Here is a 16139-nt window from a genome sequence, read left to right as displayed (position 1 = left end):
TCCATAGAGAATAATACATTATATTATAATATCATAGGATATTTTTCTTGTCAATAAATATTATTAAAGAATCCTTTTTAGTTATAAAGCTATATAAAATACCTATTTACCTAACAAGCATTTTATATAGCTTTATAAATTTAGTTTAAAAAAGGTGCTATAAAGCACCTTTTTCTTTAAAACAAACTACTTAACTTCTGCAGTAGCTCCTACTTCAGCTAATTTAGCTTTCATATCTTCAGCTTCGTCTTTAGAAACGCCTTCTTTTAATGTCTTAGGAGCTCCATCAACTATTTCCTTAGCTTCTTTTAATCCTAATCCTGTTATTTCTCTAACTACTTTGATAACTTTAATCTTGTTATCTCCTGCGCTTGCTAATACTACGTCGAATTCAGTTTTTTCTTCAGCAGCAGCTCCACCAGCTACAGCTCCACCAGCTACAACAGCAGCAGCAGCACTTACTCCAAATTCTTCTTCACAAGCCTTTACTAATTCATTTAAATCTAAAACGCTCATTTCTTTTATTGCTTGAATTATTTCTTCTCTTGTCATTTTTAATAGCACCTCCGAATTTTTTCTTAAAATTTTAATTAATCTTTAAATTATTCTGCAGATTCAGTTCCCTTGCTATCAGCAATAGCACTTAATACACGTGCAAAGCTTGATATTGGAGACTTGATACTTCCAAGAAGTTTTGCAATAAGAACTTCTTTTGATGGTATTGTTGCAAGCTGTTTAATTTTAGCTTCATCATAGATTTCTCCTTCTATGATACCAGCTTTTAATTCCAACTTCTTATGATCTTTAGCAAAGTCATTTAAAAGTCTTGCAGCTAATGTTACATCTTCATAACTAAATGCAACAGATACTGGTCCTTCTAAATATTCTGCTATACCATCTAAGCCTAATTCTTTAGCTGCTAAAGCTACTAAAGTATTTTTATATACTTTGTATTCAACTCCAGCGTCTCTTAAACTTTTTCTAAGAGCTGTATCTTCTTCAACATTTAGACCTTGATACTTACTAAGAACAACAGCTTTTGATTTTTCTAATTTTTCCTTAATTTCAGCAACTTTTGCTTCTTTAAGTTGTCTGTTTTTATTCATTACTGTAGTCCACCTCCTCACAGTTATAAACTGCTTCTTTTATTAAAAAAGACCTTCCGCAGACATGGAAGGCCTATAATATAATCTATTATATACACCTAGGCGGGCAGTTATCTTTACGCTTTCGCACCCACTGTCTACGGAAAAAATATTTTCTTTTTACAACATTTGAAATTATACTACATAATTTCACTCAAGTCAATACTAATCTAAAGCTCTTGTAGGATTAACTTTTGCACTTGGCCCCATTGTACTTGAAACAGATACTGATTTTAAGTATTGCCCTTTTGCTGCTGCTGGTTTAGCTTTAACTAAAGCTTCCATTAATGCAGTAAAGTTTTCTTTTAATTTTTCAGTTCCAAATGATTTTTTTCCAATTGGACAGTGAACTATTGCTGTTTTATCTACTCTATATTCAACTTTACCAGCTTTAATTTCTTCAATTGCCTTAGCAACATCAAATGTTACTGTTCCCGACTTTGGATTTGGCATTAGTCCTTTAGGTCCTAACACTCTACCAATTCTACCTACAACTCCCATCATATCTGGTGTTGCAACAACTACGTCATAATCAAACCAGTTTTCGCTTTGGATTTTTTGAACTAGTTCATCTGCTCCAACGAAATCTGCTCCTGCTTGTTGTGCTTCTGCAGCCTTATCTCCTTTAGCAAAAACAAGTACTCTAACTGTTTTACCTGTTCCGTTTGGTAATACAACTGCACCTCTAACTTGTTGATCTGCATGTCTTGGATCTACTCCAAGTCTTACATGTAATTCGATAGTTTCATCGAAGTTTGCCTTTGCAGTCTTTAATGTAAGATCTAATGCTTCTACTGGATTATATAATGCACTCTTATCTATAAGCTTTGCACTTTCAATGTATTTTTTTCCCATAATTTGCCTCCTCTGTGGTGTTAACGGTTTTGACCTCCCACTTATTTTTACGAATTACTCTTCAATAGTTACGCCCATACTTCTAGCTGTTCCTGCTATCATTCTCATAGCTGATTCAACATTTGCAGCATTTAAGTCTGGCATCTTAGTTTCAGCAATCTTTCTAAGTTGATCTTGAGTTAATTTACCAACCTTTGTTTTATTAGGTACTCCAGAACCACTTTCTAATCCTATTTCTTTCTTAATTAGAACTGCAGCTGGAGGAGTCTTTAATATAAAACTAAAAGATCTGTCTTGGTAAACTGTAATAACTACTGGTATTATATACCCAGCTTGATTTGCAGTTTTTGCATTAAACTCCTTACAGAATCCCATTATATTTACACCGTGTTGACCTAAAGCTGGACCTACAGGTGGAGCTGGTGTCGCCTTACCTGCTTGAAGTTGAAGTTTAATCATTCCAGTTACTTTCTTAGCCATTTTTGTTATTCCTCCTATTACTGTGGTATAACGAACTCTTTTTAGTTCTCCCACTTAATTAAAATTAGTTCATTATAGTTAAACTAATTTTTCAACTTGATTAAAGTCTAATTCGGCAAGTGTTTCTCTGCCAAACATCTCCACTAAAGCTTTCACTTTGCGTTTATCCGGAATTATCTCTTGTATTGTGGCTACTGAATCTCTCAATGGCCCAGAGATAATTCTTATACTTTCCCCTACCTCTAAGTCAATCTCAACAGGAACTTCTAACACTCCCATTGATTCCACTTCTTCATCAGAAAGAGGAACTGGTTTAGATCCTGGGCCTACAAATCCTGTTACGCCTCTAGTATTTCTAACAACGTACCAAGCTTCATCTCCCATTAACATTTTTACAAGCACATATCCAGGAAATTTCTTCTTTAATGAGACTTTTTGCTTTCCATCTTTTTCTTCAACCACTTCTTCCATGGGTACTTGTATATCATGGATTAATGCTTCAAGATTTCTATTTTCAATTGCTTTTTCTAAGTTTGCTTTTACTTTATTTTCATATCCTGAGTATGTATGAACTACATACCATCGTGCTCTATCACTCATATTCGTCAGGCGATATAAAATCGCCCAAACCTCCCTTTTACTTGAAATTTAAAATCATTTTAAAGAGGTTATTGAAAATAGAATCCAATCCACCAACTAATATAGTATACATTAGTGTGAACACAATAACTGCAACAAATGCTTTCTTTGTCTCATCTTTTGAAGGCCAAGTTATCTTCTTAACCTCTACCTTAACCTCTCGAAAAAAACCAAACAAACCATTACTTTTAATAGCTTTTTCAGTTTTCACACTGTTCTTTGCTGACATATCTTCACATCCTTAAATTTAATAACTATATGTCATTACTTCGGCTAATTACTTTGTTTCTCTATGAAGAGTGTGCTTTTTACAGAATTTACAATACTTTTTCATTTCTAATCTATCTGGATCATTCTTTTTGTTTTTCATTGAATCATAATTTCTTTGTTTACACTCTGTGCATGCTAAAGTTACTTTTGTTCTCATGACTGCACCTCCAGTTTTCTTATATATTAAATAGGAATCTTGAGTTCCTATTCACTTCTAAAATTTACGTTGCTTAAAATGTCACTTTTATACAATATCATAGAATATTTGACTTGTCAATCATCCTTTAAATAGGACTAAGTTATACAACTTAGTCCTATTAGTAATAAATGTATCTTATTCTACTATTTTAGTAACAACTCCAGAACCTACAGTTCTTCCGCCTTCTCTGATAGCAAATCTTAATCCTTCATCCATTGCGATTGGAGTGATTAATTCAACATTCATATCAATGTGATCTCCAGGCATTACCATTTCCATTCCGTCTGGTAATTTGATTGATCCTGTAACGTCTGTTGTTCTGAAGTAGAATTGTGGTCTGTATCCATCGAAGAATGGAGTATGTCTTCCACCTTCTTCTTTCTTAAGTACGTATACTTGACCTACAAATTTAGTATGAGGATGTACTGAATTTGGTTTTGATAAAACTTGACCTCTTTCAATATCAGTTCTTTGAACTCCTCTTAATAATGCTCCGATGTTATCTCCTGCTTGCGCTTCATCCAATAACTTTCTGAACATTTCGATTCCAGTTACTACAACTTTCTTCTTTTCTTCACTTAATCCAACGATTTCTACTTCATCTCCTACATGAAGTACTCCAGCTTCAACTCTTCCTGTTGCAACTGTTCCTCTTCCTGTAATTGTGAATACATCTTCGATTGGCATTAAGAACGGCTTATCTGTTGCTCTTTCTGGAGTTGGGATATAGCTATCTACTGCTTCCATTAAATCCATGATTGGCTTAATTGCTTCTTCATCTGTTGGATTTTCTAATGCTTTTAATGCTGATCCTGTTATTACTGGAATATCGTCTCCTAGGGAAGTCATATTCACTTAATAATTCTCTTACTTCCATTTCTACTAATTCTAATAATTCTGGATCGTCTACCATATCTGCTTTATTTAAGAATACTACGATATATTGGATACCAACTCTTGATCCTAGTAGTATATGTTCTCTTGTTTGTGGCATTGGACCATCTGCTGCTGATACAACTAAGATAGCTCCATCCATTTGTGCTGCTCCTGTGATCATGTTCTTAACATAGTCAGCATGCCCTGGACAGTCAACGTGCGCATAGTGTCTGTTTTCTGTTTGGTACTCAACGTGTGCTGTATTGATTGTGATTCCTCTTTCTTTTTCTTCTGGAGCCTTATCAATATCTGCATAGTTAAATGCTTCTGCAAATCCTTTATTTGCTAATACTGTTGTGATTGCTGCTGTTAATGTTGTCTTACCATGGTCTACGTGACCTATTGTTCCAATATTAACGTGTGGCTTACTTCTTTCATACTTTGCTTTTGCCATTATAATTTTCCTCCCTTATTATCTTCTAATAAACTTGGCCTAGTGTTTTTTTATTTTTTATTATTTGGAGCTCACAATCGGAATCGAACCGACGACCTCCACCTTACCAAGGTGACGCTCTGCCGACTGAGCTATGTGAGCGTTCAAAATTGCTATCTTCTTTGATATACCAATTATAAAGTTTACTATTATTCTTTTTATTTGTCAATATAAATTATCACTTTAAATCTAAGCATTTTTCTAATTTTCTCTTTACTCTTTGTAATGCATTATCTATCGACTTCGAATGTCGTTCTAAATCACTTGCAATCTCCTGATAAGATTTTCCATCTAGGTATGAAGTAAGAACCTCTAATTCCAAATCTGATAACACTTTCGAAATCTTTTTCTCGATATAATCCATTTGTTCCTTACTAATCATTAGCTCTTCAGGATCTGAAATTTTCAATCCTGCCAAAACATCAAGGAGAGTTCTCTCTGATTCCTCTTCATATATTGGCTTATTTAAAGAGACATAAGTATTTAACGGAATATGTTTCTGCCTAGTAGCTGTTTTTATTGCAGTTATTATTTGTCTGATTACACATATTTCTGCAAAGGCTTTAAATGATGTTGATTTTTCTGCATTAAAATCTCTGATAGCCTTATATAAACCTATCATCCCTTCTTGATAAATGTCTTCCTTGTCGGCTCCAATTAAAAAATATGATTTAGCCTTCGACTTCACAAAGTTCTCATATTTTGAAATCAAATATTCTTGCGCCCTACTATTACCACTCTTAGCTTTCGCAACAATTTCTTCGTCTGATTTATCTTTGAAATCTAAAAAACCTTTCAACTGCTTATTCTCAACTCTCTTCTGCATTAAACTAACCACTCGTTTAGACAATTATACCCCAGTAAAATTATGTTAGTCAACTGAATTTACTTACTTCTTCTGATTTCTTCTAATATTTTGACTATCCTATCATCTATATTATCACTTATTATATTTTTCTGTGAAATTCTGTTCTTATCTGCTTTATTTTTTATAGACTTCTCTATCCTTAGAACCTCATTATAAAATTCTAAAGATGACATTCTAACTGCACCTCTTTGAAAAATTGTTTGCTGCTCTAAGCTATCAGATGTTACAACAACTATTTCATGTTTCCTTCCTAGAGCATTTACTTGTTTCTCAATATAACTATCCGCAGTTTCTCCATCCTTTGTAAATACTACTGATATATTTCTATTTACCTCTTCTTTCTTTTCAATACTCCCAGTAACTTTATGAGCATCAAATACTAATATTATTCTACAAGCATTAAAAACTCCATAATTATGTAAAGTATCTATAAGAGTTTGTCTTGCACCCTCAAAGCTAGAATCTTTTTTTTGTTTTAAATTAGGCCAACTATTTATAACATTATATCCATCTACAAAAATAGTTTTCACGATATACCTCTCTCTATTTCAATCGTCCTTTTAAAACTTCATACATAATTATACCACCAGCTACAGATGCGTTTAAAGAATTAATCTTTCCGACCATTGGTATTTTTATTAGCTTATCACACTTTTCCACCGTTAATTTTGAAATACCTCTCCCTTCATTTCCAATTATAACCGCACAAGGTCCTCCAAAATCTACTTGGTAGCTATATTCTTCTGCTCTTATGTCCGCCCCATAAATCCAGATCCCCTTTTCTTTTAGTTCCTCTATTGTCGAATTTAAATTTGTTACTTTGGCTATTTTTACATGTTCTATTGCTCCAACCGAAGATTTATAAACGGTTGTACTTACAGATGCACTTCTTCTCTTTGGGAGTATAATTCCATGAACTCCAAATAATTCTGCAGTTCTTACTATTGATCCTAAATTATGCGGATCTTCAACCTCATCCAATATAACTATGAACGGAGCTTCCCCTCTTTTCTCTGCTAAATCCAATATATCCGATACTTCTGAATATTTATATGGAGTTACTTTTGCTATTACCCCTTGATGTACTTCTCCACCACACATTGAATCAAGTTTTCTTTTATCCACTTCTTTTATTAATATTTTATTTTCTTTTGCCAAACCAACAATAGTTTTTATTGAACCTTCTAATTTACTATTAGATATATATAGTGTTTCGATCGTTCTTTCTCCTCTTAGAGCTTCAATTACAGCATTTCTTCCAATAACTATATCTTCTCTCTCTTCAATAGCGCTTGTTGATTTATCATTTCCTACCATATTATCTTTCTTAGTTTTATTTTTTACCTGATTATAGCTTTTAGCTTTACCTTTTGATTCAGTTACAGATTTATCTTTATCTTCCATAAACTTGCCATTTAAAATATTTTTTTTCAGTTTACTATTCATTATAAACCCTCCTTTTTTTAATTTTATACACTAATTAATAATTTCAATACTTCTATCAAATATAAATTCTAATCTTTCCTTATCCCCCACTAGGTATAGATAACCAATTAATGCTTCAAACCCAGTCGCCATTCTATAATCCCTTATCTCTGCATTCTTAGGTACAGTAGGTGATTTCGCATTTCTTCCTCTTTTATAAACCGCTTCTTCCTCCTCATTTAGGAGATTCTCAATTTCATGCATTATACACGCCTGACTTTTTGCTTTTACATATCCAATTGCCTTCACATGTATCTTATTTGCAGATAACGCTGTATTTTGAGTCAAAATATAATTTCTAATAAAAACTTCAAACACACCATCACCTATTAATGCCAATTGTAATGAATTCAACATTCTTACTTCATCTTTTGAAAATTTTCTAATTCTTAAGTCATCTAACATTATAATTCTCCTTTAAATAAGGGTTGCAAAAATGCAACCCTTCCTTTAATTAATCAATCTTTTTCCATCTAACACCCTGTGGTGTATCTTCCAAAATTATATTTCTGCTTTTTAAATCATCTCTTATTTTATCCGCAAGTGCAAAATCTTTATTTTTTCTGGCTTGCTGTCTCTTTTCAATAAGCTCCTGAATTTCTGTTTCCAAATCCTTCTCAATACGATCTTGAAGTATACCTAGCGGATTTCCTAGTTCTCTAACCATTGATTCTGCTTTCTCACATAATTCAGAGGATGAACTAATATTCACATTATTGTTAATATCTTTAGTCAAATCAAACAATACTGAAATAGCATCTGCTGTATTAAAATCATCATCCATCTTCTCAATAAATTTTTCTCTATATTTATCTAAAGACTTTAGATATTTTTCTTCCGCTTCATCCATTAATTTTTTAGTCACTTCATCTTTTAAATTTTCAAGATTATTTATGCAATTATATAATCTTTCTATTGATGATTTTGCTGAATCTAAAAGTTCCTTAGTAAAATTTATTTGTATTCTATAGTGTCCAGACAACATCAAAAACCTTATTGCATCCGAACTATATTCCTCAAGAACTTCTCTTGCGGTAAAGAAGTTATTTAATGATTTTGACATTTTCTTATTATCTACATTAACAAATGCTGCATGGAGCCAATAATTTGCAAATGGTTTTCCTGTTAGAGCTTCACTTTGAGCTATTTCATTTTCATGATGCGGGAATCTTAAATCCATACCACCTGCATGAATATCTATTGTATCTCCCAACAATTTCTTCGCCATGCACGAACACTCTATATGCCACCCAGGCCTTCCAGGTCCCCAAGGGCTTTCCCAAGCAGGTTCACCTGGCTTTTGTGCTTTCCACACTGCAAAATCCATAGGATCTTTCTTTCTTTCATCAACAGATATTCTTGCACCAACCTGCAAATCATCTAAGTTCTGTCCTACCAATTTTCCATAATTATCAAATTTTTTTGTGCTATAGTAAACATCACCATCAACTTCATAAGCAAATCCTGCTTCAATCAACTCTTCAACAAATTTGATTATATCATGAATATATTCTGTTGCTCTAGGATTTACAGTAGCTCTTTCAATCTTTAACGAATCGGCATCTTGGTAGTATTCTTTTATATATTTATCTCCAAGCTCTTTTACTGTAATTCCCTCATCATTAGCTTTATTAATCATTTTATCGTCTATGTCAGTAAAGTTTTGGACAAATCTAACCTTGTATCCTCTATACTCCAAATATCTCCTTATAGTATCAAAGACAATAAATGTTCTTCCATTACCTATGTGAAAAAAATTATATACAGTTGGCCCACAGACGTACATTTTAACTTCGCCAGGAATAATAGGGATAAACTCTTCTTTTTGTCTTGTTAAAGTATTAAATACCTTCATTAATTTACCTCCTAAAATTATTTTAGTTTTATTTTGTTTTTCTCAAATTCACCTTTTATTATATTATAAACATCTTCTATTTTGATTACTTCCATTTCTCCATCTCTAAGTTTAAATTCAATTTCTCCCTCATTAATCTTTTTACCTACTGTTATTCTCATTGGTATTCCCATTAATTCTGAATCTTTGAATTTCACTCCTGCTCTTTCATTTCTATCATCTAAAAGAGCTTCTATTCCAGCACTTGTTAATTTTTCATAAATTTCATTTGCAATTCTAGCTTGTTCCTCATCTTTTACATTAACAGGAATTACAGAAACATGGTATGGTGCAACAGACAATGGCCATACTATACCATTCTCATCATGATGTTGCTCAATTATAGATGCCATTGTTCTTGTAACTCCAATTCCATAGCATCCCATTATAAATGGCTTTTCTTTTCCATCTTCATCTATAAACTTAGCATTCATGGCTTCCGAATATTTAGTACCAAGTTTAAATATATGCCCTACTTCTGTTCCTCTTGCAATAGTAACCTTACCACCGCAAACTGGGCACTTTTCACCTTCAGTTACGTTTCTATAATCTCCTATTACACCTTCAAAGTCTCTTCCATAATTCACATTATTAATATGGTAACCTGTTTCATTAGCACCCACAATAAAGTTATACATATTAGCTACTTCTTCATCAACTAATAGCATATCTACTTTTATCCCCATTGGTCCCGCGAATCCTATTTCTGCTCCCGTTGCCTTTTTTACATCTTCTGAACTAGCAAGATCTAGATTAATCACTTCACCAATTGCATTGCTAACCTTAACCTCATTAATTTCTCTATCTCCCCTAACCATAACTGCTACTATTTTGCCATCTGCATTAAACAAGATAGTCTTTGCGAATTTTTTTTCATTAGTACCGAAAAACTTAACCAATTCATCTATAGTTTTTGTATTAGGTGTCTCAACTTTATTTATTTCCTTAAATTCTTGTTTTAACTCTTTCTCTGCTGGTGATGAAGCTTTCTCGATATTTGCTGCATAGTTACATTCACCACAAAATACCACATCATCCTCTCCAACTTCCGATTTAACCATAAACTCTGCTGAATTTGAACCACCAATAGCACCAGAATCAGCAGCAACACATTTTGCATCCAAACCACATCTATTAAATATTTTTACATATGCATCATGCATTTTATCATAAGCTAAATCTAGCCCACCTTGATCTTTATCAAAGCTATAAGCATCCTTCATTACAAATTCCCTAGATCTCATCACCCCAAACCTAGGTCTACGCTCATCTCTATACTTTGTTTGGATCTGATATAAATTAAGAGGTAATTGCTTGTAAGACTTAATTTCATTTCTCGCTATATCTGTAAATACTTCTTCATGAGTTGGCCCTAAACAGAAATCTCTATCACCTCTATCTTTTAATCTAAACATTTCTGCTCCATATGCATCCCATCTACCAGATTCCTGCCATAATTCAGCTGGAATAATAGCTGATGCTAGAAATTCCTGCGCACCTGCTGCATTCATTTCTTCCCTAATTATATCCTCAACTTTTTTTAAAACTTTTAATCCAAGAGGCATATAATTATATACTCCTGCAGCCATTTTTCTTATCATTCCAGCTCTTAACATAAGCTTATGGCTATCAATCTCTGCTTCCGCTGGTACTTCTCTTAATGTTGATATTAACATACTAGACATTTTCATTTGGTGTTCCTCCTAAAATAATATTGGTTAAATTGCGAATAATATTATATATATGATGTAATAAAATCTGAATATCAGATTTTACAAATAATTAATAGGTTAAAAATATATAATTAGATAAATAAAAAAGCCCCCCTAATAATATATATTAGGGCGAACTTTATATCGCGGTACCACCTAAATTTGTTCTCTAACAATGATAACGGTTTTAGACCGATAGTTTTTCCCTATACTCAAAAGCTGGTTCAAAGCCTGTTTAAAAGTCTTTCAGCCCACGGACTTTTTCTCTTATATAATCGGCTTCTACTATTCTTCATCAACGTTTTACAATCTTAATTAAATTTTATTTTAATATATTATAACTTCCTGAATTTAGCCTGTCAATACATTATCACTATACTATATCTTTTACAAAATACTCTGCAAGTATTAAATCTTCCGGTGTAGTTATTTTTATATTTTTATAATCACCCTCATAAATATAAACTTTATGCCCAAAAAGTTCTACCACACTAGTATCATCAGTAACTGATATACATCTTTTCTTTATCTCTTTATGGCATTCATATATCAGGTTAAAATCAAAAGCTTGTGGCGTTTGAATTGCAACAAGTTCACTTCTAACTAAAGTATCGACTGAAAAATTATTACCATCTTTAATTTTTATAGTATCTTTCGGCATAACTCCAGGTGCTGCAGCTTTATAGCGCTTAGCATATTCAACCGCATCATTTATTATTTTCTGAGATGCAAATGGCCTAGCTCCATCATGAATTAATACTATATCAGATTTTTCTAATTTCTCCAAGGCGTTATATACTGATTCTTGTCTTTCGCTCCCACCAGATACTAAATCATCTATTTTTAATCCATATTTATTTAATACTTCTCTTTTACAATAATCTTTTTCATCTTCAGGCACTACTAAAATGATCTTATCTATTAAATCATTTTCTATAAACTGTTTTAACGTGTAATAAAGAATGGGCGCACCATTCAAATCAATATATTGCTTGCTTTGAATATAACCCATTCTCTTACCTCTGCCTCCAGCTAATACTATCGCACTAACCATACAGAAAACTCTCCTTAACTTTTAATTATCTTTTGGTTTTGCAAAAATCATTCGTCCAGCTGCTGTCTGAAGAACTGATGTAACTATAACACTTGTTGTTTGTCCTATGTATTTTCTTCCACCTTCAACAACAATCATAGTTCCATCTTCTAAATACGCAACACCTTGGCTTGATTCTTTCCCATCCTTTACTATATCAATTGTCATTTCTTCACCAGGTAATACTACTGGTTTTATTGCATTTGATAATTCATTTATATTTAATACCGGTACTCCTTGAAACTCAGCCACTTTATTTAGATTATAATCATTAGTTATAACCTTTCCTTCCATCTTTTGTGCAAGTTTAAGCAACTTTGCATCAACTTCTGCAATTTTAGGAAAATCATCTTCTACAATTTGAGTTTCTATGGCTAGCTCTTTTTGTATTTTATTTAATATATCTAGACCTCTTCTTCCTCTATTTCTTTTTAGTGAATCAGAAGAATCGGATATATGCCTTAATTCATCCAATACAAAGTTAGGTATAACCAGTGGTCCTTCAACAAATCCAGTCTCACAAATATCAAATATTCTTCCATCAATTATAACTGATGTATCTAATACTTTCGGAATTCCTTTTATAGACTCTTTTATTACCTCTTTAACTTTTTTCTCTTTAATTACAGGCTTTTTCATATTAACAAGAAGAGCTGTTATATCTTCCTTTTTTTTAATCATTATTTCTGCACCTATTATAGCAGCTAACACATTTAATAAAATTAATAAAATTGGCCCAATTATATTTATATCATTTATTGGTTTTGCAATAAATGTCATAAGAATTAAAGCAATTACAGCTCCAAAAGTTCCATAAATGATTTCAGTTATGCTCATTTTTTGCATACTCTTTTCAATATACTCAATTAAATTAGAAATTCCTTTGTATATAATAGGAGAAATAATATAAAATATAAGTCCAAAGATAAAAGATATAATAATAATAAATAAAACTCTAGTAATAGTGGTTGAAATGTAAGTCAAATTATCAACCTGAGGGATTGTAAGTAATATTTCAGATATGAAATATCCTAGTATCAATCCAATTACAGAAAAAATTCCCCTTAATAGTCTTTTTAACACATACTTCACCTCCTTCTAATTATTTACAATTAGATAGTATTTTAATCATTTTTTCAACATTTCTCTAAGTCATATTAATTATATCATACAATAAGTACCTCTAAAATGAATAAATTATTAAGTTTACTAATAATTTCATTCTACTTTGAAGAATCAAATTAAATCTTAGATTAATAAATCTAAATAAATAGTATTTTCTTTGTAAAAACTAAATCCTATTTAATTTAACACAAATTTAATTATCATATTTCCTTTTTTAATGAAACTTGCTCTTTTATACGTTTCAATCCCTCTTTAATGGCAGTAGCTCTCGCTTCTCCTATTCCTTCAACATTATCTAAGTCATTTATATCAGCATCAATTATATTACTTAATTCTTCAAATTCTTTTATAAGATTATCAATAACATTAGATGGTATTCTTGGCACCTTACTCAACATTCTATATCCCTTTGGAGATATTAATGTATCCATAAGTGGAATTCCTCCACGACCTAATGTTCTTGCAACTGCGTCTAATTCTAATAATTCTGAAGAATTTAATTTTTGAATGTGCTCATATACCTCGTTATATTGAAGTCCATCTTTACAGTAATCCCTAATTAGCAATATTCCATCTCTTTCTATATGCTTAACTAATTCATTTAATTGCATTGATATTAATCGTCCTTCATTCCCCAACTCTAGTATATACATATTAATTTCTTCCACTATTCTCATTACCATTTCAGTTCTTTGAATTGCTGTAACTACATCGAATAGTGTTGTTAAGTCTTGAAACTCCAATAAATTCAAGTTATTAATAACACGTTCAAGTACTGCAACATATTTTTCTAGTGTTTGAAGCGCTTGATTTGCCTTTCCAAGAATTACACTACTTTCTCTTAATACATACTTTATATCACCCTTGTACATAGTTATTATATTTCTTCTTTGAGAAATTGCAATTACTATGTTATTCGTTTGCTTAGCTACTCTATGCGCCGTTCTATGCCTAGTTCCTGTTTCATATGTTGGAATAGATGAATCAGGTATTAATTGCGCATTAGCACAAACGATTTTCTTTAAGTCTCCAGTTATGACTATAGCTCCATCCATTTTAGCTAATTCGTATGCATATGATGGTGTATACTCTGAATTAATATAAAAACCGCCATCAACGAGTTTCATAACTTCTTCATCGTCACCAATCACTAATAATCCACCTGTTTTAGCTCTTAATATATTTTCAAGACCTTCCCTTAGTTGAGTGCCTGGGCACATTATCTTTAAGACATTCTTTATTCCTATTCCCTTTTCTATTCTCATACACTCACCCATTTTCTTTAAAAATCATTTTAATACTTTTCTAGATTTATTTAAAATCAAATATTAAACATTTTGACTGATATTATTTTCCGAGTAAATTTAACCTAGGCTCTAGAAACTATAATACTATAATAAATATAATCCCTCAACAACATTTGTTAAATTTAAGTTATAATATATTTATTTGTAAGAAATAGCTCTATTCTCTTCATATTTAATATGGCATTTCTATAATGTTCTAGCTTCTATAAATATTATTTATTACATCCATCAAGGTCTTTAATTCAATTATATCTATTTTCTTTAAGTTACTGCTTTTTCCTATAGAATCCTTTGGAACATAAACCTTTTTAAATCCCATTCTCTCAAGTTCCCTAATCCTACTTTCTAATGATGGTACTTTTTTAAGTTCCCCAGTCAGTCCTACATCTGCTATAAACGCTATATCTGATTCTATCCCCTGCTGCTTTACTGAGGATACTATACTCATTATTACAGCTAAATTAATGCCCTGTTCTCTTATTTTTATACCACCTGTAGTTTTAATAATTACATTCTTATCGTATAAATTAATTCCTCCACGTTGTTCAAGTATAGATATCAAAGTGTTTAATTTATCCTTTCCTAATGTTTCCCCTATTCTTGTAGGATACGGAGTAAAACTCTTCGACACTAAACTTTCTATTTCAGTTATTATTGCTCTTGTTCCTTCTTTAATTACTGTTAATGCACTTCCTGATACAATTTCTCCTTCTTCACGCTTTGTCATGAAGAATTCTGAGGGGTTATCTATTGAAATAATCCCTCTCTCCCCCATTTGAAAGAAGCCATTTTCAATACCGCCAAATCTATTTTTAGAACTTACAAGTACTCTTAACTCTTCATCACTATCATCTTCTATTATAAGCACCGTATCAACTAAATGTTCTAAGGCTCTTAGCCCTGCAAGTTCATCACTTTTAGTCATCTGCCCAACTATTATAACCGCTCTTGGCCTTCTACCGTTTTTAGCCATTTGGAGCAATGCATTAGCACATTCCATAGTTTGTGTAGGTGACCCTGCTCTCGCTGGCAAAGATGATTCCATAGTAAATGTTTGTATACTATCTATTATTATAATATCCGGATCTATTTCTTCAACTGCATCTAAAACATTATCAAGACTTGTTTCTTGTAGTACCCATATATCTTCGTGGATTTTATTAAGAATTCTGTCTGCTCTGTTTTTTATCTGACTATCACTTTCTTCCCCTGACGCATAAATTACTTTATATCCTTTTTGGGCGACAGCATCGGAAATTTCAAGAAGAAGTGTTGATTTTCCTGCTCCCGGTCTTGCTGTTATAATTGAAATTGAATCCTTTACGATTCCTCCACCCATAACCCTATCAAATTCATTTATCCCTGTTACTATTCTATCGCTTTTGTTGGAAACTATCTCCAAAAGTTTTTTTAACGGTTTTTTTGCTACTTGTCTGGATCTAGTCTCTAAATTTTTTGCTTCAATAGTAATTTCCTCTAATGTATTCCAATTATTGCATGTTGGGCATTTACCAAGCCACTTTATACTTTCAAAACCGCAACTATTGCATCTATATAATGTTTTTTTCTTCATAAACCTCTCCCTTCGTTTCTAGATCTTTATTACATCTTACTTTTTTAATAATAATATTAATTATATTATAGCATATTACTTTCTTACTCATATATTTTGAATTAAATATAGCTAGTGCTTAGCCT

Annotated in this window: 17 protein-coding genes, 1 tRNA gene, 1 pseudogene and 1 other annotated feature; all 19 genes and pseudogenes read right to left on the bottom strand. The window is 31.9% G+C overall.

The window, feature by feature from the left end:
* Positions 1-186: 186 nt before the first annotated feature.
* The 19 genes and pseudogenes from rplL to radA all read right to left on the bottom strand — a co-directional run bounded on the left by rplL (position 187) and on the right by radA (position 16014).
* Positions 187-552 (bottom strand): 50S ribosomal protein L7/L12, encoded by a 366-nt coding sequence (rplL, locus tag KEC93_RS00880; protein WP_011967505.1) that lies wholly within the window; start codon positions 550-552, stop codon positions 187-189.
* 50 nt (positions 553-602) lie between these two features.
* Positions 603-1106 carry a 50S ribosomal protein L10 gene (rplJ, locus tag KEC93_RS00875; RefSeq protein ID WP_023976909.1) on the bottom strand — a complete coding sequence of 168 codons (504 nt, stop codon included), beginning with the start codon at positions 1104-1106 and terminating at the stop codon, positions 603-605.
* 35 nt (positions 1107-1141) lie between these two features.
* Positions 1142-1267, bottom strand: a sequence feature (ribosomal protein L10 leader region).
* Positions 1268-1310: 43 nt separating this feature from the next.
* Positions 1311-2000, bottom strand: a complete 690-nt coding sequence (gene rplA, locus KEC93_RS00870; protein WP_023976910.1) for a 50S ribosomal protein L1 — start codon at positions 1998-2000, stop codon at positions 1311-1313.
* A gap of 54 nt (positions 2001-2054) precedes the next feature.
* A complete protein-coding gene (rplK, locus tag KEC93_RS00865; RefSeq protein WP_008419834.1) occupies positions 2055-2480 on the bottom strand; it encodes a 50S ribosomal protein L11 in 426 nt (141 codons plus the stop codon).
* A gap of 78 nt (positions 2481-2558) precedes the next feature.
* Complete coding sequence (gene nusG, locus KEC93_RS00860; RefSeq protein WP_023976911.1) at positions 2559-3080, bottom strand: transcription termination/antitermination protein NusG; 522 nt, start codon at positions 3078-3080, stop codon at positions 2559-2561.
* A 37-nt stretch (positions 3081-3117) separates the two neighbouring features.
* Positions 3118-3348: a preprotein translocase subunit SecE gene (gene secE, locus KEC93_RS00855; RefSeq protein ID WP_023976912.1), complete on the bottom strand. Its 231-nt coding sequence runs from the start codon at positions 3346-3348 to the stop codon at positions 3118-3120.
* A gap of 48 nt (positions 3349-3396) precedes the next feature.
* Positions 3397-3546, bottom strand: a complete 150-nt coding sequence (gene rpmG / locus KEC93_RS00850; protein ID WP_002583138.1) for a 50S ribosomal protein L33 — start codon at positions 3544-3546, stop codon at positions 3397-3399.
* 177 nt (positions 3547-3723) lie between these two features.
* Positions 3724-4918: pseudogene (gene tuf / locus KEC93_RS00845) on the bottom strand (elongation factor Tu).
* Positions 4919-4983: 65 nt separating this feature from the next.
* A tRNA-Thr gene (locus KEC93_RS00840) sits at positions 4984-5059 on the bottom strand.
* A 76-nt stretch (positions 5060-5135) separates the two neighbouring features.
* A complete protein-coding gene (gene sigH, locus KEC93_RS00835; RefSeq protein ID WP_023976573.1) occupies positions 5136-5783 on the bottom strand; it encodes an RNA polymerase sporulation sigma factor SigH in 648 nt (215 codons plus the stop codon).
* Between the two features lie 59 nt (positions 5784-5842).
* Positions 5843-6355, bottom strand: coding sequence for an NYN domain-containing protein (locus tag KEC93_RS00830; protein ID WP_011967497.1), 513 nt, complete (start codon positions 6353-6355; stop codon positions 5843-5845).
* Between the two features lie 13 nt (positions 6356-6368).
* Complete coding sequence (gene rlmB / locus KEC93_RS00825) at positions 6369-7142, bottom strand: 23S rRNA (guanosine(2251)-2'-O)-methyltransferase RlmB (RefSeq protein ID WP_236886761.1); 774 nt, start codon at positions 7140-7142, stop codon at positions 6369-6371.
* A 159-nt stretch (positions 7143-7301) separates the two neighbouring features.
* Positions 7302-7715: a Mini-ribonuclease 3 gene (locus KEC93_RS00820; protein ID WP_023976575.1), complete on the bottom strand. Its 414-nt coding sequence runs from the start codon at positions 7713-7715 to the stop codon at positions 7302-7304.
* A gap of 49 nt (positions 7716-7764) precedes the next feature.
* Entirely contained in the window at positions 7765-9165 is a 1401-nt protein-coding gene (gene cysS, locus KEC93_RS00815; protein WP_077868549.1) for a cysteine--tRNA ligase, read from the bottom strand.
* Positions 9166-9182: 17 nt separating this feature from the next.
* On the bottom strand, positions 9183-10895 hold the full coding sequence (locus KEC93_RS00810) for a proline--tRNA ligase (RefSeq protein ID WP_039772853.1): 1713 nt from the start codon (positions 10893-10895) through the stop codon (positions 9183-9185).
* Between the two features lie 394 nt (positions 10896-11289).
* Positions 11290-11970: a 2-C-methyl-D-erythritol 4-phosphate cytidylyltransferase gene (ispD, locus tag KEC93_RS00805; RefSeq protein WP_023976578.1), complete on the bottom strand. Its 681-nt coding sequence runs from the start codon at positions 11968-11970 to the stop codon at positions 11290-11292.
* Between the two features lie 21 nt (positions 11971-11991).
* The gene (locus KEC93_RS00800) at positions 11992-13092 is read right to left on the bottom strand and encodes a PIN/TRAM domain-containing protein (protein WP_011967491.1); all 1101 of its coding nucleotides are present in this window, start codon (positions 13090-13092) and stop codon (positions 11992-11994) included.
* Between the two features lie 242 nt (positions 13093-13334).
* Positions 13335-14399 (bottom strand): DNA integrity scanning diadenylate cyclase DisA, encoded by a 1065-nt coding sequence (disA, locus tag KEC93_RS00795; RefSeq protein ID WP_077869654.1) that lies wholly within the window; start codon positions 14397-14399, stop codon positions 13335-13337.
* Between the two features lie 238 nt (positions 14400-14637).
* A complete protein-coding gene (radA, locus tag KEC93_RS00790) occupies positions 14638-16014 on the bottom strand; it encodes a DNA repair protein RadA (protein WP_077869655.1) in 1377 nt (458 codons plus the stop codon).
* Positions 16015-16139 lie beyond the last annotated feature (125 nt).

This window comes from Clostridium beijerinckii (assembly GCF_018223745.1).
GTDB lineage: Bacteria > Bacillota > Clostridia > Clostridiales > Clostridiaceae > Clostridium > Clostridium beijerinckii.
Note: the sequence above shows the minus strand (reverse complement) of the source record. Positions and strands in the feature narration are given on the sequence as shown.